The organism is Streptomyces sp. NPDC055506 (assembly GCF_053643595.1).
Genome location: NZ_JBSHKH010000082.1, coordinates 16030 through 36173, shown reverse-complemented (window position 1 = coordinate 36173; position 20144 = coordinate 16030). Strand labels below are relative to the sequence as shown.

At 72.3% G+C, this 20144-nt stretch carries 13 protein-coding genes; all 13 read right to left on the bottom strand.

The annotated features are described in order from the left end of the window. The coding region (locus ACWIF2_RS26955) for an NAD(P)/FAD-dependent oxidoreductase (protein WP_454363260.1) at positions 1-1005 on the bottom strand (1005 nt) is incomplete at its 3' end. Positions 1006-1015: 10 nt separating this feature from the next. Then, entirely contained in the window at positions 1016-1534 is a 519-nt protein-coding gene (locus tag ACWIF2_RS26950; RefSeq protein WP_454363259.1) for an isoprenylcysteine carboxyl methyltransferase family protein, read from the bottom strand. Beyond that, a complete protein-coding gene (locus ACWIF2_RS26945) occupies positions 1531-2619 on the bottom strand; it encodes a type III polyketide synthase (protein ID WP_454363258.1) in 1089 nt (362 codons plus the stop codon). Before ACWIF2_RS26945 ends, ACWIF2_RS26950 begins: the two co-directional genes overlap by 4 nt. Positions 2620-2713: 94 nt before the next feature. After that, positions 2714-3565: a UbiA family prenyltransferase gene (locus ACWIF2_RS26940; protein ID WP_454363257.1), complete on the bottom strand. Its 852-nt coding sequence runs from the start codon at positions 3563-3565 to the stop codon at positions 2714-2716. Beyond that, positions 3562-3732 (bottom strand): hypothetical protein, encoded by a 171-nt coding sequence (locus ACWIF2_RS26935; RefSeq protein ID WP_454363256.1) that lies wholly within the window; start codon positions 3730-3732, stop codon positions 3562-3564. The genes ACWIF2_RS26940 and ACWIF2_RS26935 overlap by 4 nt, the downstream gene beginning before the upstream one ends. A gap of 76 nt (positions 3733-3808) precedes the next feature. Next, positions 3809-4309 carry a hypothetical protein gene (locus ACWIF2_RS26930; protein ID WP_454363255.1) on the bottom strand — a complete coding sequence of 167 codons (501 nt, stop codon included), beginning with the start codon at positions 4307-4309 and terminating at the stop codon, positions 3809-3811. 95 nt (positions 4310-4404) lie between these two features. Beyond that, a complete protein-coding gene (locus tag ACWIF2_RS26925) occupies positions 4405-7344 on the bottom strand; it encodes a hypothetical protein (RefSeq protein WP_454363254.1) in 2940 nt (979 codons plus the stop codon). A 2-nt stretch (positions 7345-7346) separates the two neighbouring features. Continuing rightward, positions 7347-9188, bottom strand: a complete 1842-nt coding sequence (locus ACWIF2_RS26920) for an HSP90 family protein (RefSeq protein WP_454363253.1) — start codon at positions 9186-9188, stop codon at positions 7347-7349. Between the two features lie 97 nt (positions 9189-9285). Beyond that, complete coding sequence (locus tag ACWIF2_RS26915) at positions 9286-10272, bottom strand: hypothetical protein (RefSeq protein WP_454363252.1); 987 nt, start codon at positions 10270-10272, stop codon at positions 9286-9288. Positions 10273-10396: 124 nt separating this feature from the next. After that, positions 10397-10681 carry a hypothetical protein gene (locus ACWIF2_RS26910; protein ID WP_454363251.1) on the bottom strand — a complete coding sequence of 95 codons (285 nt, stop codon included), beginning with the start codon at positions 10679-10681 and terminating at the stop codon, positions 10397-10399. Next, positions 10681-11343 (bottom strand): hypothetical protein, encoded by a 663-nt coding sequence (locus ACWIF2_RS26905; RefSeq protein ID WP_454363250.1) that lies wholly within the window; start codon positions 11341-11343, stop codon positions 10681-10683. Before ACWIF2_RS26905 ends, ACWIF2_RS26910 begins: the two co-directional genes overlap by 1 nt. Positions 11344-11525: 182 nt before the next feature. Then, positions 11526-12731 (bottom strand): glycoside hydrolase family 64 protein, encoded by a 1206-nt coding sequence (locus ACWIF2_RS26900; protein ID WP_454363249.1) that lies wholly within the window; start codon positions 12729-12731, stop codon positions 11526-11528. A 179-nt stretch (positions 12732-12910) separates the two neighbouring features. After that, complete coding sequence (locus ACWIF2_RS26895; protein WP_454363261.1) at positions 12911-20125, bottom strand: MupA/Atu3671 family FMN-dependent luciferase-like monooxygenase; 7215 nt, start codon at positions 20123-20125, stop codon at positions 12911-12913. Positions 20126-20144: the final 19 nt, after the last annotated feature.

The following is a 20144-nucleotide window of genomic DNA, read 5'->3' as shown; positions in this document are numbered from 1 at the left end:
CATGCCGACGGCCGCGGAGAAGAGCCACGGCATGCTTTGCGCGACGGGCACCAGCGCCGTGCGGGCCGGGAGCGGTCTGGTCGCGCCGAGGAGCGCGTGTGTCAGCCAGCGGTAGCGCCGGGTGAGCCGGCGCCACTCCCTCTCGTAGGCCGTCAGGTCACCGCCGGTGACGGCCCGGACCGCGGCGGACGCCTGCGCGAGTGCCAGCGCGATGCCCTCGCCGGTCAGCGCGTCGACGTAGCCGGCGGCATCGCCCACGAGCAGCACCCGGCCGGCTGTGCGCGTGCTGGCGGCCTGGCGGAACGGGCCCGCGCCCCGGACCGGTCCGGCGGAGGCGGCCCCGGCCAGCCGCTCCCGGAGCTCGGGGAACGCGGCGAGGTGGGCGTCGTAGGGGCGGCGGGCGGTGGTGAGGACCGCGACGCCCACGAGGTCGTCGGCCACCGGGGTCACATAGGCCTCCGCGTCCCGGGACCAGTACACCTCGACGTGGTCGCTCCAGGGGGCGAGCGTGTAGTGGCGCCGCAGCCCGTGCCGGGGGCGGGCTCGGCGCGGCCGGTTCAGCCCGAGGGTGCGGCGGATCGGCGAGTGCAGGCCGTCGGCCGCCACGAGGTGACGGGCGCGAGTGCCGTCGACTGTCACCCCGTCCTGGTCCTGCGCGACATGACGCGCGGTGCGCTGTTCGACGCGTACGCCCGCTGCCAGCACCGACTCGCGCAGCAGCGCGTGCAATGTCGTACGGCGCACCCCGCGCCCCGGGCCCGCCCGGAAGTCCGCGTCGACCCGGCGGGGGCCCGCGACATAGCGGATTCCTCGCAGGTCGCGCCCTGGCGGGTGCACGCCCAGCGCTGCCAGGGCGGCGACGGCGCCCGGCATCAGGCCCTCGCCGCACGCCTTGTCGACGATGCCGGCGCGCCGCTCCCAGACGGAGACCTCGAGCCCCGCCCGGGCCGCGTGCAGAGCCGTGGCCAGGCCCGCGGGTCCGCCGCCGACGACGAGCAGGTCCATGGGTGCCTCCTCAGGCCAGCCGTGCCAGGGCGGCGTCCTCGGCGCGGATGCGGGTGGCGAGCAGGGATCCGTTCAGCGCGGTGAAGACGATCGCCGTGGCCCAGGCCGAGTGGACGAGGGGCAGCGCGAGCCCTTCCACGGCGACGGCGGCATAATTCGGGTGCGGGATCCAGCGGTAGGGTCCGCCGGTCACGCGCGCGGCGCCCGGCACGACGATCACCCGGGTGTTCCACTGCCGGCCCAGGGTGGCGACGCACCACCAGCGCAGCCCCTGCGCGAGCGCGACGAGGGCGAGCATGGCCCAGGCCAGGACCGGTACGGCGTCCGGCCTGCGGATCCACACCTCGACGAGCGCGCCGACGAGCAGGCCCGTGTGCAGCAGCACCATGAACGGGTAGTGCCCCCGGCCGGACTCCACGCCGCCCCGCCCGAGGCTCCACGCGGCGTTGCGGCGGGAGACGGCCAGCTCGGCCACCCTCTCCAGGCCCACGGCCAGTACCAGGATCGTGAAGAGGAGCTCGCTGGTCACCGCTCACCGCCCGCGGCGCGGAGGAGCACGAGTTCGGAGCAGAAGCCCGGACCCATGGCGAGCATGAGTCCGTACGAGCCGGGCGGGGGCGGTCGGTCGGCGAGTGTGTCCGCCATGACGTGCAGCACCGAGGAGGAGGACAGATTGCCGATCCGGCGCAGCGATTCCCAGGTCACGCTCAACGCGTCGCGCTCGACGCCGAGGGCGTCCTGCAAGGCCTCGAGGACCTTGGGGCCGCCGGGGTGCGCGACGTACCAGTCGAGATCACCGCAGGTCAGGCCGTGATCGGCGAGGAAGCCGCGGACATCGTCGCCGACGTGCCGGCGCACCAGGTCGGGGACGGCGGAATCAAGTACGACTCTGAATCCGCCGGAGCCGATCTCCCAGCCCATCATGCGTTCCGAGTCGGGGTAGAGACGGCTGCGCGAGGCGAGCACTTCGGGAGCGGCGGGGTCGTCGGACTGTGCGAGGGGGTGCTCGCACCCGACGGCGACCACGGCCGCGGCGCCGTCCCCGAACAGGCCGCTGGCCACGAAGTTGGCGACCGAGGTGTCGTCGCGCTGGAGCGTGAGGGAGCACAACTCGACCGACATCAGTACCGCCACCGCGTCCGGGCGGCCGCGCAGCAGATCGTGGAGGCGGGCGATGCCGGCCGCGCCGGCGACGCAGCCGAGGCCGACGAGGGGCAGGCGCACCACGTCGGGGCGCAGGCCGATCTCCGCCGCGACACGGGCCTCGAGGGAGGGCACGGCCAGGCCGGTCACCGTGCACGAGACGATGTAGTCGACGTCGGCCGGTGTGAGGTCGACGCTCTTGAGCGCGTCGACGACCGCGCGACCACCGAGTTCGACGCCGGCCCGGATGAAGACGTCGTTGGACTGGCCGAAGTCCTCGATGCGGCCGTACTCCTCCAGCGGGAGCACGGTGTGCCGGGTCTCGACTCCCACGTTGCGGTGGAACCGTTCGACAACGCCGCGATCGACGGTGTTCCCGACCAGTGTGGTGGTGACGGACTCGGTGATCTCCTCCTGCCGGTGGCAGTGCTCGGGCAGGGTGCCGCGGACACTGAGGACGCGCATGGTCATGCTGGCTCCAGGGATCGGGCGGTGGGGGGCGACGAGCACCCGGCCGACGCGGTCGAGTGGGGCCGCCGGGGCGGTCGCGACGTCTGCCGCGTCATCAGCCGGCCGTCAGCAGCGCGACGTCGAGCAGGGCGATGGTCACCGCGGCACGGAAGGGGGCGCGCCCGCGGGCGAACAGCGTGAACACCGCGAGGACGACCACCAGGGCCAGGGTCGCCAAGGTCCACACGGGAGGGGATCCGGCGGGACCGGCCACGGCGAGCGCCGAGGCGGCGGTGAGCAGCACGGCGGCCAGGACGCGTGAGCGGTGCTCGCCGATCCGGTGCGGCAGGCCGCGGACACCGGTGCGTTCGTCGTCGGCGAGGTCGGGCAGCACGTTGAGCAGATGCGCTCCGACGCCTAGTGCGGCGCCGGCGCCGGTCATCCACCAGGGCGCCCAGTGGGGTGCCGGTCCGGCGAGGGTGACGACCGAGGGCAGCGTCCCGAAGCCGCACGCGTACGGCGCCCAGGACCACCGGGTCGCCTTGAGCCCGAGGTTGTAGGCGTGGCCCGCGCCGGTGGCGAGGACGACATTGACCAGCGCGCTGCGCCAGCCGGCGAGTGCGGACAGCACGAGGGAGGCGACGGCGGCCACGACGAGGGCGCGCACCACCCGGCCGGCCGGGAGGGAGCCGGCGGCCAGCGGCTTGTCGGTGCGGCCCACGGCGCGGTCGCGTGCGCGGTCGAGCAGGTCGTTGCCCCAGCCGATCGTGAGCTGGCCGGTGAACACCGCCGCCGTGACGGCGACGGCGTGGAACGGGCGCAGGCCGCCGCGGAGCGCCAGCAGGCCCGTGATGACGGTGACCGCCAAGGCGGGCCCGCCGTGGGCGGTGGCGAGCAGCGCGAGCACACGCGGCGGTCTGTGGCGCGCCGGGGTCGGGTCGGCCGTGCCGGCCGCCTCGGCGGTCACCGGCACCGCCGCGTCGCGTCCGGCGCCTGACAGGTCGTCTCGTCGCGCACGCCGGGGCTGTCGGGCAGCCGCCGGGCGCGACCTGCGCGGGCGTGCCCGGCCACGGCCCGTGGGCGGCGTACGACGGAACCGGCGTGTCCGGTCGACCCGGTGAGCACGATGCGCATGGAGCATCGGTCCCACGTTGCCGGGCCGCTCACACGAGGCGGTCAGGCATCCGGTGGAATCGGCGTGCCCGGAGCGCTAGGCGGCATCGTGGATGACGAGCTTGAACTCGGCGAGGGTCAGGAGACGGGAAGCGGCGTCGTTGTGCGTGACACGGAGTGCGATCGGGGTGCCCGGGGCGACGAAGATGCCGTGGTTCTTGACGTAGTACTGGCCTCCGGGTGTCGGTGTGCGGTGTTCGGTCGCCGTGGTGTCGTTGGGGGTGGGCGTCAGGCCCAGTGGGTCGCGGACGTACTGGTCGCGCAGTTCGGTGTAGCCGCCCGTGCCACTGGCGGACTCCCACTGGATCATCGCGTGCAGCTGGCCCCAGCCGGCTTTGGAGGGCCAGATCAGGCCGCTGCGGTCGTCTGTCGCCCAGTTGCTCACGACGTAGCCGTCCGGCTGGACGGCCTGGTGCATCTCGAATCCGTCCGATGACTCCGCCGTGCCGAAGGGGAACCGCACGATCCTGTACGTGGTTCCCGGCGCGATCAGCTGGGGGGTGTCGACCTTGAGCGAGCAGACGTGAACTGCGGCCACAACGCCACCTTCCTTAGACTTGGTTCAGCACTGCCCGCCGCCGGCCGACGGCATGCCCGCGCCGGTGCGGCCCGGCGCGTTCCTCTCCCCCGGGGTCACTCCTCGTCGCGGAGCCGGGCCGCCAACGACGTCAGCGGCTCGGTCTCCTCGGTGTGGCCCAGGGCGGTCAGGCGGGAGACCGCCGCGTCGAGGCGGGTGAGGGCGGGGGCGGGGCGTTCCAGGTAGATGCCCTCCACGGCACCCGCGAGGCGGACGCACTCGGCCCATTCCCCGGCCCGGTCCTCCTCCGGTCCCGGCTCGCCGAGCAGGGCGAGGGCCTTGTCAAGGGCGGCCAGTGCGTCCTCGTACGCGCCGGCGTAGGCGTTGACCCGTCCGTATTCGTAGGCCAGGGCGGTGTCCAGGGAGCGGCCGCGCGGCTCGTACCCGGCGGCGCGGGCCTCGTCGGCGATCCGGCCCGCGTCTGAGAGCAGGGCGAGGGCGTCGGTCAGGCCGTCGGCGCGCTGCTGCTGGGACTGGAGGCGGGCTAGTTCGCGCAGGCAGCTGCTGAGCTGCTCGTAGCGCGGGGCCCGGGCGTGGGCGGCGCGTGCCTGGTCCGCGGCTTCGCGGGCCCGGCCGAACTCGCCGGACTCGCCGAGAAGTACGGCGGTCTCGGCGGCGATCATGGCGTGGCTCCCGGGGTCGTCGTCCCAGCCGGCCGACTCGGCCGCGAGGGCGACGAACTCCGCCGTGGCGGCCTTGAGGTCCTCGCCCGCGTGCAGCGCTCGGGCGCGGGTCAGGCGCAGTTGGGCGACGAGCCGGTCGTCCAGTTCCCCTGCGGCGGCGTCGGGTTCGGCGAGCAGGGAGTCCAGGAGGGCGATGCAGTCCTCGACGCGGCCCAGGTCGAGGCTGAGCTGGGCCGCGTTGCCGTAGGCGCAGAACGCGTCCGTGCGGCTGCCGCGGCGGAGGTCCAGCTCCGCGGAGCGCGTCAAGTGCCGCAGTGCCTCGTCCGGGCGGCCGAGGTGCATGCACACCTCGGCCAGATCACCGTGGAGGCGGGTGGTGTCGACCGTGTCGGCCGGCCAGTCGGCAGCTCGTCGCAGGCCCTCGGTCAGGTCCGCGTGCGCGGCCTGCGCGTCCTGGAGGCCGAGCCGGAGCCGGCCGCGCAACCCGAGCGTGCGGGGCAGGTGCCAGGCAGGGCCCTGCGCCTTCAGCCGGTCGAGGAGCGCGTCGGCCTCGGTGACCGCGGCGGGCAGGTCGCCGGACATGGCGTAGGTGCCGGCCCGCAGCAGCAGAGCGCCGGAGATCTGGCCGGCGATGTCGTGACGGGTTGCGAACGCGTGCAGCAGCTCCACCTCGGCGAAGACCGGCGCGACGTGCTCCTCGCTTCCCGAGGCCTGCAGGCGCAGGGCCAGCGCGGTGGCCCGCAGCCGCAGCAGACGGGCCTCCAGGTACGGGGTGAGGCCGGGCGTCTCCTCGTGCAGGCGGACCATGGAGGCGTGGGCGGCGGTCAGCGCGGCGGCCTTCGTCTGCGCTCCGTCGGTGTCCTCGGCGGGGAGTTCGGCCGTGGCGAGCAGGGCGCAGGCGCGGGCGAGCGCCGCCTGGCCCGGCGCTCCGGCGTCGTCGTACAGGGCCGCGGCCTCCTCGTGGAGGGCGGCGGCGTCGGCGAACTCGTCCTTCTCGCCCGCCCGGTCGGCCTCTTCGGCGAGCAGGTCGGCGCGCAGTTGTACGAGCGGGCCGACGGCCGGGTCGTCGGGGTGGGTGTAGTCGCGGGCGGCGACGAGTGTGCGCAGCCGCGCCCAGCAGGCGTGTGCGTCCGGGTGGCCCTGCTCGTCCAGGGTCCTTGCCCGGAGGATGAGTTCGGGCAGCGACTCGGGGACGGCAGCGGCCGGGCGGGCGGCGGGCGCGGTGACCGGGGCGGCCGGAGCGACGTCGTCGAGGCTGCGGGGGCGCAGGGTCAGTTCCAGCGACTCCAGGAGCGGGGCGCGGTCGAGGCGGGCCCTGCGGCGGTCGGTGTGGGCCGTGGTTCCGTTGCGGGTGTCGAAGCGGGCGGCGAGGTCGTCGGCGCGGCCGCGCACCTCGGCGCGCAGGCCGGCCACGGTCCAGGTGCGGCCCGAGTAGCCGGGGGCGGGCAGTTCGCCGTGGCCGAGGCTCTCGACCCGCTGGAGGAGGACCTCCACACCGGTGAGGAAGGACAGCAGGTCCAGCGGCGAGTCCACCTCGTCGAACAGGCTGCGGTTCTCGGCGAGCAGTTCAAGACCGCGCGCCTCGTTGCCGGTCAGCGCGCAGAACTCCAGGTGTCTGCCGACCTCCTGGGCCATCGAGGGGTTGCGGCGGCAGCCTCGGTACCCGGCCAGGTGCAGTTCGCGGGCCCGGTCGGTGCGGCCGGTGCGCAGCAGGGGCAGCAGTGCGTAGGAGACGGAGCGGGCCGGTTCCTCCTGGCAGGATTCCTTCCCTGCCAGGACGGGTTCCCAGGCGCGCAGCGCCCGCTCGTCGTCGCCGGCCGTGAGGTGGTACAGGGCGCGCTCGCAGGTTTCGCATGCTTCGCAGTCGCTGAGCCTGGTGCGGGTGCGGCTCGCCCACAGCTCGTAGGCGAGGGTGGTGTCCTCTCCTACGTGGACGGCGAGCTGGTACGCCTGCCCGTAGCAGGGCTGGAGGCCGAGGCCGGCCTTCTCGTAGCGGTCGCGCATCTCCTGCTGCCACTGGCGCAGGCTGGCCAGCGGTATCTCGGGCAGTGCGCGCAGGGCGTTGGCGACCCACTTGAACCGCCAGAACAGCATGTGGCGCAGGCGCTCGTCGAAGACGTCGGGCTGCTCGTCGAAGAGGGTGAGCAGGCGGGCGAAGACGACGGGCGACTTCCGGGGCTCGGCGCCGTAGGTGTACGCCTCCTGCAGTTCGAGGAGCGCGTGGACGAGCGGGACGGGGTCGGCGAACTGCTCGGCGGCGTCGACGAGTTCCTCGGCGGTGACGGTGCGGGTACGGCCGTAGGGGCGCCGGTCGTTCTCCTGGAGCGCCTCGTACAGCTCGTCGGTGTTCTGGGGATGGGGTGCGGTGGGCATCGTCAGCTGTCCTTGCGGAGGGCGTGGGCGAGGAGGTCGAGGAAGGAGCGGTTGATGAGGCTCGATTCGGCGGGCCTGAGGGGGCGCCGGGACAGCATCGCGGCCTGCCCGTAGAGGGCTTCGGCGCTGGTGCGGGCCAGCTCGGGTTCGTCGATGGTGACGGCGGTGCGCACCAGCGGGTTGAGCTGGTTGAGGATCAGCTGGGCGCGCGGGGCCTCCTGGCGCAGGGCGCCGAGGATGTCGCCCCACAGGCCGCCTTCCTGCTCGCGGGCGAGCTGGGAGCGGGTGCGTTCGTGCCGGGCCTCGCGGCTGTCTACGAGGAGGGCGGGGGCGGAGGCGGGCTGGAAGGTGCGCAGCGCGACGTCGCAGTCGAAGACGGCGAGCGCGTCGCGGGCCTGGGCGAGGTAGGCCGCGGCGGCCAGTTCCGTCTCCCGGTCGACGGGGTCGAGGTGGGCGGTGAGGGTCGCCGGGTCGAGGTCGGCGACGGCGGCCTCGGGCCTGATCTCGGGCAGCCGGTGCACCAGTTCGCGGTCGTAGGTGTAGCCGCCGTTGACGACGCCGAGCCCGGCGGCCGAGGCGATGGCGGCGACCTGCCGGAACTCCTCCACGGTCGAGGTCACCAGCACGGTGCGGTGGGTGCGGGCGAACTCGTCGAGGGTGGTGTGACCGTCGGTGGTCTCGAACGGCAGCCAGGGCAGCAGCATCCGCAGGATCTCGTCGTCGTGCACCGCGAGCGACTTGACGGCGAGGTGGTGGGCCTGGAGGAATCGGTGCAGCAGGTCCGGGTCGCTGGCGGCGGCCCGGGCGATCCAGGCGCGCAGCCGCTCGGCGAGGGCGTCACGGACGGCGGCGAGGGTGTCGTCCTCGTACAGGGACTCGCGGGACGCGGTCGGGCGCAGGCTCTCGGCGTCGACGACGCAGCGGACGAAGAACGCCCACTCGGGCAGGATCTCCTCGGCCTGCTCGGACAGCAGCATGCCCTTGACGTGCACGCGGTGGCCGTGGCGGCGGCCGGCCGGCACCGTCTCGGGCAGGACGCAGGCGATGCCCTTCAGGCCGACGGCCGGCAGGTCCAGCTCGATGGTGTCCAGCGGGGTGAATCCAAAGACGTCCTCGCCGTACGCGGCCAGTGCGCGGGAGCGGGCTCCCGGGGTGGGGTACGTGCGGGCCCAGGGTGCGGGTTTCTCGGGGTTCACGGGCGTGCCTGGGCCGCCTGTGCTGTCGTCGAAGGTGACCGGGTAGCGCAGCAGCGAACCGAAGTGGCGGGCCAGCGCGTGCACTTGCGCCGGGCGGGTCCACTCGCCCGCGTCGGCGCGCGGTGTCAGGGTGACGGTGGTGCCGGGCCGGGGGCGGGCGGAGGCGGGCAGGGTGCGGACGGTGTAGCTGCCGTCGCCGCGGCCGCGCCATTCCACGGCGGGGGCGTCGGGGGTGCGTGCGGAGCGGCTGAGGACGTGGATCTCGTCCGCGACGAGGAAGCAGGAGAGCAGGCCGATGCCGAACTGGCCGATGAAGTCCGCGCGTTGCTCGGCGACCTGCTCGGCGCGCTTGCTGCTGCGGCCGATGGTGGCGAGGAAGGTGTGCACATCGGCCTCGGTGAGACCGACGCCGTCGTCCTCGACGCGGACCACGGAGCCGTCGGCGTACAGGCGGATGCCGAAGGCGCCGTGAGGCTCGACGGCGTGCCGTGCGGTGAGGGCGTCGACCGCGTTCTGCATGAGTTCGCGCAGGTAGACGCGGGGGCTGGAGTAGAGATGGTGGGAGAGGAGGTCCACCAGGCCGCGGAGGTCGACCTGGAAGGTGCGGTCGGTGGCGGCCGGGTTCGTGGCGGTGTCGGGCAGAGTCATCAGTTCGGTCCGGGGTGGGAGGGGCGACGGGTGGGCCGGGCGGCGTGGAGCGGTGCGCGGGCGGGCTCGGCGTGCGCGCGGCACGCCCGACGTGTGCTCAGGCGCGGCGCTGGTGGCGGGCGAACTGCTTCTCGGGGTCCGCGAAGTAGGTCCAGGGCCACTTGGTGTAGGCGCCGTCCAGTGTCTGGAAGACGCGCCGGACCGTGTGGCGCTCACCGGCCAGCGAGAGGGCCATGGCGAACATGTTGAAGTCGTGCTGCCAGCCCGGGCGCCACACGTAGGCGGGGTGGAGGATGCTGTGGTCGGCTGCTTCGCGCAACTGCGCCTGGGTCTCGGAGGTCTGGAGGTAGTCCCCGCGCTCCGACTCGACCCACTCCTCGATGTACGCCATGGCGATCACGCAGCCGAGGCGGTGCCCCTGCGGGACTCGGGAGACCGCTTCCTGGGCGAACCGCAGGGCCTGCCCCGGCTTGCCGCCCCAGCGGGGCTGCAACTGCGCCACCCGCTCGACGTGGGTCTCCAGGTCCAGCGGGTCGCGACGCAGGGCGGCTTCGAGCCGGGTCTCGTTGGTGGCGGGACCCAGCGACATGCCACGGCCGGAGGTGAGCAGGCGGCGCCACGGCGTGACCCATTCCGGCCGCAGCTCGGCGGCCTCGAGCAGCTGCTCCTCGGCGATCTCGAGCCGCTCGTGGAAGACCCGCCACTGCTCCTGTGTGACGTTCACGGCGCGTTCGGCTGTGCGCGCCTCCCAGCCCCAGCTGATGTGGCGCGTCCCGGATATCAGCAGGGCGGTCGCCCGGTGTTCCTTGTCCTCCTCGACGGCCCGGCCGATCCAGTCCTGCACCCCGTCCAGGTCGGCCAGTTCAGCGAGGACCAGGTGATCGCGGCCGAGGTCGAAGGGGGCCAGCGCCGCCTTGACGGCCTCCCAGTCACCGGCGTCGGCCGCCTCCACGAGGGCGAGCACCCGCGCGTCCCCGAGCGCGCGCAGCGTGTATATGCCGTTCTTCTGTCTGCGCGGGACGGGAAGGGCGTGCGGATCCGCCCCAGGTCTCTCCGCACCCCTCCCGAACAGCCTGCCGAACATGCCGCGTCCTCCCCTGTCCCGCGTGATCGTCCGGAGCAGCATAGACGGCCCCACCCACAGCGCTTCCACAGGGTTTTCACCGGTACTTCACGGGACCGGTACACCGTACGGCAGCCCGGTGGGGTCACGAGCTCTCGAGCGACGCCACGACGAAGGTCAACGGCAGCGCGGCGAGCGCGAGAGCGAGCCCCGCGGCCGCCATCCACGGACGGATCTCCCGCTTGCCCCGGATCCCCAGACAAGCGGCGATCGGCGGCAGAACGCAGCTCAGGAGCAGGCCGAAGTGCCAGCCCTCTTCCGCGATGAAGAAGACCGTGACGGCGAAACAGGCCGGCACGAAGCCGACGGTCATGGCGCGGCAGCGCGAGAGAAAGAGCTCGAGGTCGTCGACCCCGCCGAACACACTCATCACCTGGTGAAGACCTCGTCCTGGGTGTTGCCGGTGGAGCACAGCTTCTTCTCGTCGGCTGTCATCTTGCGGGACTTGACCACGACCGCGCTGTGCTTGCCGTCCGTGCCGTTCGGGGCCGGTCCGGTGACCACGTCGGGGACGAACCAGTAGTAGTGGCCCCACTTGGGGTCGTCGTAGTGGGTCTGCCAGGTGCCGGATATCTGCCGCATCACCTGGGCGCGGGAGATCCAGCCCACTTCTCCCGGCTTCACGTTCACGGTGAAGGAACTCGTCTCCGTGTGCGAGCTCTGCCATGTGTAGTTGTACGTCGCGGTGACACTGGCCGTGATGATGCCTTCGATGCCTCCGCCGACGGTGACCGAGCCTCCCACCGAGTGGGAGGAACCGACGGTGTCGGCCCAGGACATCGACTGGGCGGCGGGCGAGTCGGTGCAGTTGAAGAGCAGTTCGGAAACCTGACGCGGCTCACCGAGGTACGCCTTGCCGAGCACCGGGGAGTTGAAGGAGCACTTGCCCTCTCCGGAGGCGCAGTCGGCCATGATCTGTTCCGCGGTGGGCTGTTCCTCTGCCGTGGCGGGCACGGCCGCCGTCGCGATCACCCCGAGGGCCGTCGCCGTCAACGCCAGTGTGCGGCCGCCGTACCGCAGGGTGCGATTCATCGTCATTTCGTTGGTGCCTCTCACCATCGCATGGGGGGACAGTGACCAGACCCTCCTGTTACGGGAGGGTCTGCAGTCACCGCGTGGTGTCAATGAGGCTCACGTAAACCGCAGTTCATCTACACCAAGGAACAGTAAAGTTGTATTTGATTTTCAGAACTGCTGAACCGTCAACTTTGCCGTCAGTTGAACGGGTCGAGGGTGAGATAGGCCTGGCGCGGGCTGCCGTCGTGTACGAGTGACTCGTGGTGGCCCACGTCGTCGAAGGCGAACGCGTAGGCCTTGCCGTCGACCGTTTGCGCGTGGATCTTGCGGGCGTAGTGGTTGGTGACGTTGTCCTTGTAGAAGGCGTCGGCGCCGGAGTCCGGCTGGTTGGGGTTGACCAGCAGCGTGGAGCGGTTGAAGCCGGCGCACAGGGTGCGTGAGATCGGGCCGCGGACCAGGTCGTTCGGCGCGTCCAGTTTCCTGTGACAGCCGAAGATCGAGGAAGCGTCCGGCTTTTCGAAGCGGGTGACGGTGGCGCCGGCGCTGTTGGTGAAGTTCATGACGCCGCCGGAGACCCGGCCGTAGTACTTGGTGCCGGGCTGGTCAGCGAACGGTGTGACCGTCAGGGTCGAGGTGGAGTACTTCTGCCAGACGCGGTTGGTGTAGTCGTCCATGACGGTGGCGGGCAGTGCGCCGGTCTCCAGTCCGTACAACGGGGACAGGGCGCGCAGTACGGTGCCGTCGGGCCGGGTCTGGATCAGGTTGGCCCAGCCTCCGGGCTGTCCTCTGAGGGCGTTGAAGACGCCGTTGTATCCGCCGGGCTTGAGCCGGCCGGTGCTCGCGGTGGATCCGTCGGCTCGCTGCACTCCTACCGCGTAGGGCGCGGAGAACATGTCGACCTGTGTGCTGTTGATCCACAGGCCCGAGTCGTTGAGTGTGTACTCGGACCAGTTGAACAGGATGTTCCGGTTGGGGTCGGCCGGGTTCTGCACGGCGGGCTGGACGAGGCCTCCGGTGGTCAGCTTGAACACCAGTTTCTGGCCGTAGGAGAAGTACACCCGGCCGGAGAACTTCGGCATGCGGATCGTCTTCGACTGGCCCGCGGCCGGGCCCGGGATGGATGCGTCGGGGGCGGGGGTCGGCGGGTTTCCGCCCGCCGGCCAGGGGTGGAAGGTGCCGTCGGCGTCGGCCCAGCCCTGGCGTCCGGTCGACAGTTCCGTGCCGAGGTTGTAGATGTACACCTGCTCGCCGCGGGCCGAGTTGTTGGTGATCTTCAGGGGGATCGTCGCCGGGACGGCGGCGTGGGCCGGCTCGGCGGCTCCGGTCGCGAGCAGTGAGCCGCCGAGGACCGTCGCGAGGGACAGTCCGAGGGCCGTGGCCCGGCGCCTGAGGGTCCGTAACATGCTCTTTCTCCGTTCGACAGGGGGCCGATGCGGGAAGCTTTGAGAGCGCTCTCAGAGCGTGGCGTGTTGGTACGGACCTGTCAATGAGTCGGGACGAACGCTCTGCTCCCCTTGTGGTCGGGGTCGACGGGGACATCCCCGCGTCGCCGCCCCAGGAGAGGCGGCGACACGGACCGGGGTCAGTCCCCGAGCGCGCTGCCGGTCTCGTCGCGCAAGAGGGCGACGTAGTCACGGGTCCAGCCCTCGATCGTGGTGCGGTCCCAGAGGTCGGCCGAGTACTCGACGAAGCCCTGGAGCCGGTCCCCGGCCGGGACGAGGCCGAAGGTGAGTTCCGTGCGGGACGCGGCGGGCGCGAGGTCCTCGATGGCCGTGGTCAGCCCGGGCAGTTCGATCTCGGCGTCCAGGGAGCTCTGGTAGGCGAAGCCGACGTCCAGCCGGTCCGGCACGGCCACGCCCGTACGCTCCTGCAACGCGGGGGCGATCAGGCGTACCGGCATGGCCCGGTCCATGCACTCCACCGCCGTGCGGGCGATGCGGTCCGTCAGGCCGGTGAAGGAGCCGGTGGCTCCGTCGCGCACGGGCAGCGCGAAGCCGGTGATCGTGCAGGCCAGCAGGGATTCGAACGCGCGCCGTTCCCGGTTGGCGTAGGAGACGTTGAACACGATGTCGCTCTGCCCGGACTTCCGCGCGAGCAGCCGGCCCAGAGCCGCCGCCGTGACCACGAAGGGCGTCGTGCCCCGCTGCCGCGCCAGCCGTTCCACGGCGGTCCGGACCTCGGCCGGCACGGTGAACATCACGGCGCCGCCCCGGCCGCTCGCCTTCTCCGGCCGGGGCCGGTCCAGGGGCAGGTCGACGCTGAACGGCACTCCGTCGAGTTCGCGCAGCCAGAACCGCAGCTTGCGTTCGTCGGCGGCCTTGTCCGTCTGGCCCTGCTGCCAGTGGGCGTACTCCGCCGGCTGGCACTCCACGGGAGGCAGGGTGTGGGGTTCGCCCCGTACGGCGGCCCCGTAGAGCGCGGCCAGTTCCTTCAGCAGCAGGCTGACGGACCAGCCGTCGCAGGCGGAGTGGTGCAGGACGAGGAGCAGGACCCAGGTGCTCTCGCCGGTGCGCAGGAGGCGCACGGTCATCGGCGTGTCGTGGGCGGGGTCGATCGGTGTTTCGGCGGCCTCCGTGGCGGCCGTGTCCAGGGCCGTCTGCCGCTCCCCGGCGGGCCGTGCGGTGAGGTCCTCGACCGGCAGTTCCACGACGCCGGGCCGGAGCACCTGCTGCTCCCAGCCGTCCCCGCTGGGGACCAGACGCGTCCGGAGTCCCTCGTGCCGCTCGACGAGGCCGGTCAGGGCCGTGCGCAGGGCCGCCACGTCCAGGTCTCCGGAGAGGGTGATCCGCAGGGCGACGTTGAAGACCTGGGGCAGGAGGTGTTCGGCGTGCACCTTGGCGAAACGGGACTGCTGAGTGGTGGCGGGTGCCCGGCGTATCACCGAGCCATGCCCTTCGCCGGGTTCGGATTCCGAGGCCGACGGCATCTCGCCCGCTGCCAGGGCCAGTTGGGCCGTCATGGCCCGCAGTGTCGGCTCCTGGTAGAAGCTCAGCATCGGGTAGTCGGTGCCGAACTCCTCGCGGACCTGGTTGACCAGTCGCATCGCGGTGATCGAGTGGCCGCCCAGGTCGAAGAACGAGGTGTCGGCCGCGATGGCGTCCGCGTCGATGCCGAACTCGTCCGCCCACAGCCGCCGTACGCGCCGCTCGACGTCCGTGCCGTGACCGGCCTCCGGCGCGTCGGTGACGGTGGTGCCCGCCCTGGGGCTCGGGGCCGTGGTGACGAGGTCGGGCGCCGGCAGCGCGGATCGGTCCAGCTTGCCGTTGCCCGTCAGGGGAAGGGCCGGCAGGACCCGCCAGGCACGCGGTACGAGGTACTCCGGCAGCCGGGCCGCCAGTTCCTCGGCCACGAGGTCGGCGAACGCCTGCCGGTCGTCGGCCGCCGTGCCGACCGGGTCGGCGGGGACGGCGTAGGCCGCGAGGTACGCCTCACCGCGGTCGTTACGGCGGGCCAGGACGGCAGCCTCGCGCACTCCGTCCAGGGCGTTGAGCGCACGGGAGACCTCTTCCGGTTCGACCCGGAAGCCCCGGATCTTCACCTGGTCGTCGGCCCGGCCGCAGAACTCCAGCGTCCCGTCGCCCCTCCAGCGGACCAGGTCGCCGGTGCGGTACCGGCGGGCGTCCGGGCCTCCGTGGGGGTCAGCCAGGAAGCGCTCCTCGGTGAGTTCGGCGCGGTGCAGATAGCCGGAGGCAACACCGGGGCCGCCGACGTACAACTCCCCCGCCGTGCCGACGGGCACCGGGGTGCCGGACGCGTCGAGCACGCTCAGCGTCACGTTGTCGGCCGGACGCCCGAGCGCGATCGCGGCGTCGGGGTCCTCACCCTGTGCGGGCACGGTGTGCGTGGTGCACAGCACGGTGACCTCGGTGGGCCCGTACACGTTCACCGTCTCGTACGGCGCCTCGGGCCGCGGCCGGGTGCGCAGCACATCGCCACCGAGCAGCAGGTGACGCAGGGGCGGCTGGTCGGCCGGGGGCAGGCGGAGCACCTGTTCGCCGAGTGCGGTGGGCAGGATCGAGAAGGTGATGCCCTGCTGGGTGTACCACCGGGCCAGGGACCGCGGATCCCTGCGCAGTTCCTCGTCGGCGACGACGATCGACGCTCCCGCGGTCAGCGCCGGCCAGATCTCCAGGAGCGAGGCGTCGAAGCTCTGGCTGCACACGACGGCACTGCGGTCGGCCCGGGTGAAGGCGAAGCGCCGGTGCTGCCACTGGCAGAGGTCGACGACGCCTCGGTGTGCCACCACGACGCCCTTGGGCGTGCCGGTGCTGCCCGAGGTGTAGAGGACACAGCACGGGGACCGGTCGTCGGGGGTGGACGCGTCGTCCTGCGGGCGCGGTGCGGTGGCGTCCGGCGGTACGACGGTCACGTGCCCGGGCAGCTTCAGGGCCGCCGCCTCCTCCCGCGTGGACACCAGCGTCCGGGCCCCGCACTCGGCGATGACCTGCTCGGCGCGCGCCCGGCCGAGGGAGGGATCGAGCGGGACGTAGGCGCAGCCGGTCTTCAGTACGGCGAGCATGGCGACGACGAGGTCGGCGGAGCACGGCAGCCACAGGGCCACCGTCCCCGGCTCGTCGGCGCCCCTCGTGGGCCGCGCTCGCAGAGCGGAGGCCAACTGCTCGGCGCGATCGTCCAGTTCGCGGTAGGTCAGTCGGGAGTCTCCGCTGATCACCGCCGTGTTGTCCGGCTGGGCGGCCGCCTGCCGGGCGAAGAGGGCGTGGACGGTGGTGTCCGACGACGGACGGGACGGGCCGTACTGCCAGGACCGCGGTACGGGGTCGCCCTCGGCCGCCGCCTCGACGGCGGTGCCGGCGAGCTGGGACAGGGGTGCCTCTGGGGTTTCGACCGCGGCCGTGAGCAGGTCCCGGAAGGTGTCGAAGAACCGGTCGACGGTGTGCTGGTCGAACAGGTCGGTGTTGTACTCCAGATGACAGCGGATGCCGTGCGGCTGGTCGGTGAAGTAGACGGTGAGGTCCGTGAGGGACTTGTCCGGTCCGGCGTCCAGGGGGGTGGCCTCGATACCGGGCAGGTCGAAGCGGAACGGCTCGGCGCGCTGGAACTCCGCGAAGGCCTGGAACACCGGGGTCCGGTCGACCGCCCTGGCCGGGGCGAGCTCGCGCACCACCGTCTCGAAGGGCACCCGCGCGTGGTCGTACGCGTCGAGGGCGACCGTGCGCACGCGCTCCAGCAGCGCGGAGAACGCCGGGTCTCCCGACAGGTCGAGGCGCAGCGCGAGGGTGTTCACGAAGAAGCCGAGCAGGTGCTCGGCCCGCTCGGGACGGTCCGAGATCGGGGTGCCGACGACGATGTCCGTCTGTCCGGTGATCCGGTGCAGCATCGTCGCGTATCCGGCGAGCAGGGTCATGAACAGGGTGCTGCGGCGGCTGCGGCTCAACTCGCGCAGGCGTCGGGAGAGTTCCGGGTCGAGGGTGTGGAAGACCGCCCGGCCGTTGGAGGTCATCGTCGCGGGGCGCGGCCGGTCGGTGGGCAGGGCGAGGACGGGCAGCTCGCCGCCGAGGGTGCGGCGCCAGTGGGCCAGGTCCTCCTCGGCCTCGGGGCTGTTCGCGGCCGCCGCCAGTGCCCGGGCGTGGTCGGCGTAGCTCCAGGTGAGGGCCGGGAGATCGGGTGTGGTGCCCTCGCGTGCGGCCCGGTAGAGGGCGGACAGGTCGCGGGCGAGGACCGTGGCGGAGGCGGCGTCGACCACGATGTGGTGCAGGGACAGTACGAGGACGTGCTCCGTCTCGGCGAGCCTGACCAGCCGGGTGACGAACAGCGGGCCGTCCGCCAGGTCGAAGCGGCGGGCGCTCTCGGCCGCGAGTACGTCCTGGAGCGCGCCGTCCACGATCTCGAAGTCGGGCTCGGCGGACGGCAGCACGAACTGCTGGGGCTCCCCTCCGGTTTCCCGGAAGAAGGTTCGCAGCCCCTCGTGACGGACGACGAGTCCGCGAAGTGCCGCGTGCAGAGCGGGTACGTCGAGTGGGCCGTCGAGGCGGATCGCCTTGACCTCGTTGTAGGCGGTACGTCCCGGAAAAAGCCGCTCCAGGAACCAGATCCGTTCCTGGCCGGGCGACAAAGGCGCACCACGGGGGGCGGAGGGAGCCGGTTCCCGGTAGCGGCGGCGCAGGGCGTCCAGATGCGGCAGGCCCCCGCGCAGCGCGTCCTCCGCGACGCCGAAGTCGACGAGGGCGACGATCTCGTCGGCGCCGGCCGCGGTCACCGCGTCCACCACCGGACGCACGCTGTCCGCCGTGCCGATCAGGGCGCGCTGGTCGCAGTAACGGCCGTAGGCGCGGCGGAACACGGCATCCAGGTCGTCCTCGCTCAGGTCGGCCAGGTCGATGCTGTGCCCGAGGCTGTTGGTGACGCCGCTGAACACGGACAGGGACGCGCGCATATAGCGGGACAGCGGTTCGTACGCCTCGGTCCGCGCGGTGTCGTGGTCGTCGGCGAGGTAGGTGTGCAGCAGGACGGCCACGCGCCCGGCGTCCGGGTCCAGGCCGTGCGAGGCCCGGGTGCGCCGGTAGAGGGCGATGTTGTCCCGGAGCTGCTCGACGGTCTGGGTCATCAGATTGGTGACGATGCCCAGGTCGTGGCGGGCGGCGAGTTCGTACGAGGCGGGGTTGCCGACCACCGCGGTGTACATGGGCGGGGTGTCCTGCACCGGCCGGGGGAAGAGCCGCACCTCGGCCTCGCCGTCCCCGCCGGCCCGGTGCAGGGCGTCGCCGCGCCAGAACTTCCGTACCTCCTCGAGCTGTTCGTACATCAGCTCCTTGTGCCGGCCGAAGCGGTCGGGGAAGAAGACGAAGTCGTTGGCGCTCCAGCCACTGGCGACACCGATGCCGACACGCCCTGCGGAGAGGTTGTCGACCATCGACCACTCCTCGGCGACCCGGATGGGGTCGTGGAGGGGCAGGACGACCGAGCCCGCGTTGAGCCGGATGCGTTCGGTCTCGCGGGACAGCGCGGCGGCGAGCACGGCCGGGTTGGGGAAGAGTCCGCCGAAGGAGTGGAAGTGCCGTTCGGGCATCCACAGCGAGTGAAAACCGTGCCGGTCGGCGAACCGGGCGACGTCCATGAGGAGTTCGTACTGTCCCTGGCGGGGTGCCGAGGTGTCCTGTGGGTAGTCGCCGAAGAAGTAGACGCTGAAGTCGGGCGTGCGCGGGACGGCTTCCTTCGCGGGCTCCGTGCGAGGGGCGGCGACTGCCGCGGCGTTCCATGCCATGGAGGCCACGGGGGCGGATGTCGGTGCGGGAGTTTCCGGTGCCGGTTTCGGCTGTTCTGTCTGCGGCGGTGTCGTCGTCGGTGGTGCTGTCTTCGGCGCCACGGGCCGCGCCCCCGGGAAGAAGCCCGCCGACCGCAGTTCGCGCAGCGAGTCCCGTACGGCGTCGGCGATGAACTCGATGTCGCCGTCCGAGTGGGCGGTGGACAGGAAGAAGTTGCGCCACTCCCACACGTGCACGCCACGCAGCATCAGATGGTGGTACAGCAGCTCCATGTCGGCGCGGTGCTCGAAGCGGAACTGGGAGCCGAAGTGGCTCATCCGGAGCGGGTACTCCTCGGCCTCGAAGAAGCCGTTCAGCGTCGCGGCCAGTTCGGCGGTCCGCGCGTTGAGGCGCTCCTGGAGGTGCGGGCTGTGCTCCTTGAGGTGGGTCAGGACGGCGCGGGCGGCGACCATCGACACCGGGTGCTGGATGTACGTACCGCCGAAGAAGGTGGTGTCGGCGGGCGGGTAGCTGTCGTCGCCGTAGGACCAGTGGCCGCCGTCGACGCCGTCCATGATGTCGGCGCGCCCGGCGATGGCGCCGATGGGGAAGCCGCCGCCGAGGAGCTTGCCGTAGGTGGCGAGGTCCGGGGTGACGCCGTAGAGCTCCTGCGCGCCGCGCGGGGCGGGGCGGAAGCCGGTCAGCATCTCGTCGAAGAGCAGCACGATGCCGTGGCGGCGGGTCAGCTCCCGCAGCTTGCGCACGAACTCGACCGGCTGGAGCTCGGGGTGCCTGCTCTGCACCGGCTCCACGACGACCGCGGCGATGTCGCCGGCGTTCCGGGCGATCGTCTCCAGGGCGGCGTCGCTGCCGTAGTCGAGGACCATCAGATCGGAGACGGCGGCCTGCGGGATGCCCCGGGAGACGGGCACGGTGATCTGGTCGGTGCCGCTGTGCGAGGACCGGCCCAGGACGTTGTCGGCGTGACCGTGGTAGGCGCCCAGGAACGAGACGATCTTGTCGCGGCCGGTGGCGGCGCGGGCGAGGCGGATGGCCGCCGAGTTCGCCTCCGTACCGGAGTTGGCGAAGGCGACCCGCTCCAGCCCGGTGAGGTCGGCGAGGAGTTCGGCCGCCTCGCCGGTCTCGATGGTGCGGGGGCCGAGCTGGATGCCCCGGGACAGGTGCTCGCGCACGGCCTCGGTGACGAAGTCGGGCTCGTGGCCGAAGAGCAGGACGCCGAAGCCCATGGTGATGTCGACGTACTCGTTGCCGTCGACGTCCTCGAGCCGTGCCCCGCTCGCCCGGCGGCCGGCGATGGGGTACAGCATCTCCTTCGTGCCGCTGCGGAAGCCGACGACGGCGCGGCTGTCGGCCAGGACGCGGCGGTAGCGCTGGGCGATCCGCTTGGAGGTCGGCGTTCTGGCGGTGTAGCGGCGTACGAGGTCGGTCAGGTGGTCCTGCTGGGTCTGCGGCGAGACGTCCTGGACCATGCCGGAGGATTTCGCGACCGTCATGCGGGGCCCGTGGACTCGCGGCGGCATCGGGGCTGCCGTACCGCCCATCTGCTCCGTGATGCGCCGCGACAGTTCGGTCATCGCGGCCAGGTCCTGGTCC

Coding starts and splice junctions, on each gene's coding strand:
- ACWIF2_RS26945 (WP_454363258.1), bottom strand. CDS start 2,619: ATGACCATGCGCGTCCTCAGTGTCCGCGGCACCCTGCCCGAGCACTGC.
- ACWIF2_RS26935 (WP_454363256.1), bottom strand. CDS start 3,732: ATGCGCATCGTGCTCACCGGGTCGACCGGACACGCCGGTTCCGTCGTA.
- ACWIF2_RS26925 (WP_454363254.1), bottom strand. CDS start 7,344: ATGCCCACCGCACCCCATCCCCAGAACACCGACGAGCTGTACGAGGCG.
- ACWIF2_RS26920 (WP_454363253.1), bottom strand. CDS start 9,188: ATGACTCTGCCCGACACCGCCACGAACCCGGCCGCCACCGACCGCACC.
- ACWIF2_RS26915 (WP_454363252.1), bottom strand. CDS start 10,272: ATGTTCGGCAGGCTGTTCGGGAGGGGTGCGGAGAGACCTGGGGCGGAT.
- ACWIF2_RS26910 (WP_454363251.1), bottom strand. CDS start 10,681: ATGAGTGTGTTCGGCGGGGTCGACGACCTCGAGCTCTTTCTCTCGCGC.
- ACWIF2_RS26905 (WP_454363250.1), bottom strand. CDS start 11,343: ATGAATCGCACCCTGCGGTACGGCGGCCGCACACTGGCGTTGACGGCG.
- ACWIF2_RS26900 (WP_454363249.1), bottom strand. CDS start 12,731: ATGTTACGGACCCTCAGGCGCCGGGCCACGGCCCTCGGACTGTCCCTC.
- ACWIF2_RS26895 (WP_454363261.1), bottom strand. CDS start 20,125: ATGACCGAACTGTCGCGGCGCATCACGGAGCAGATGGGCGGTACGGCA.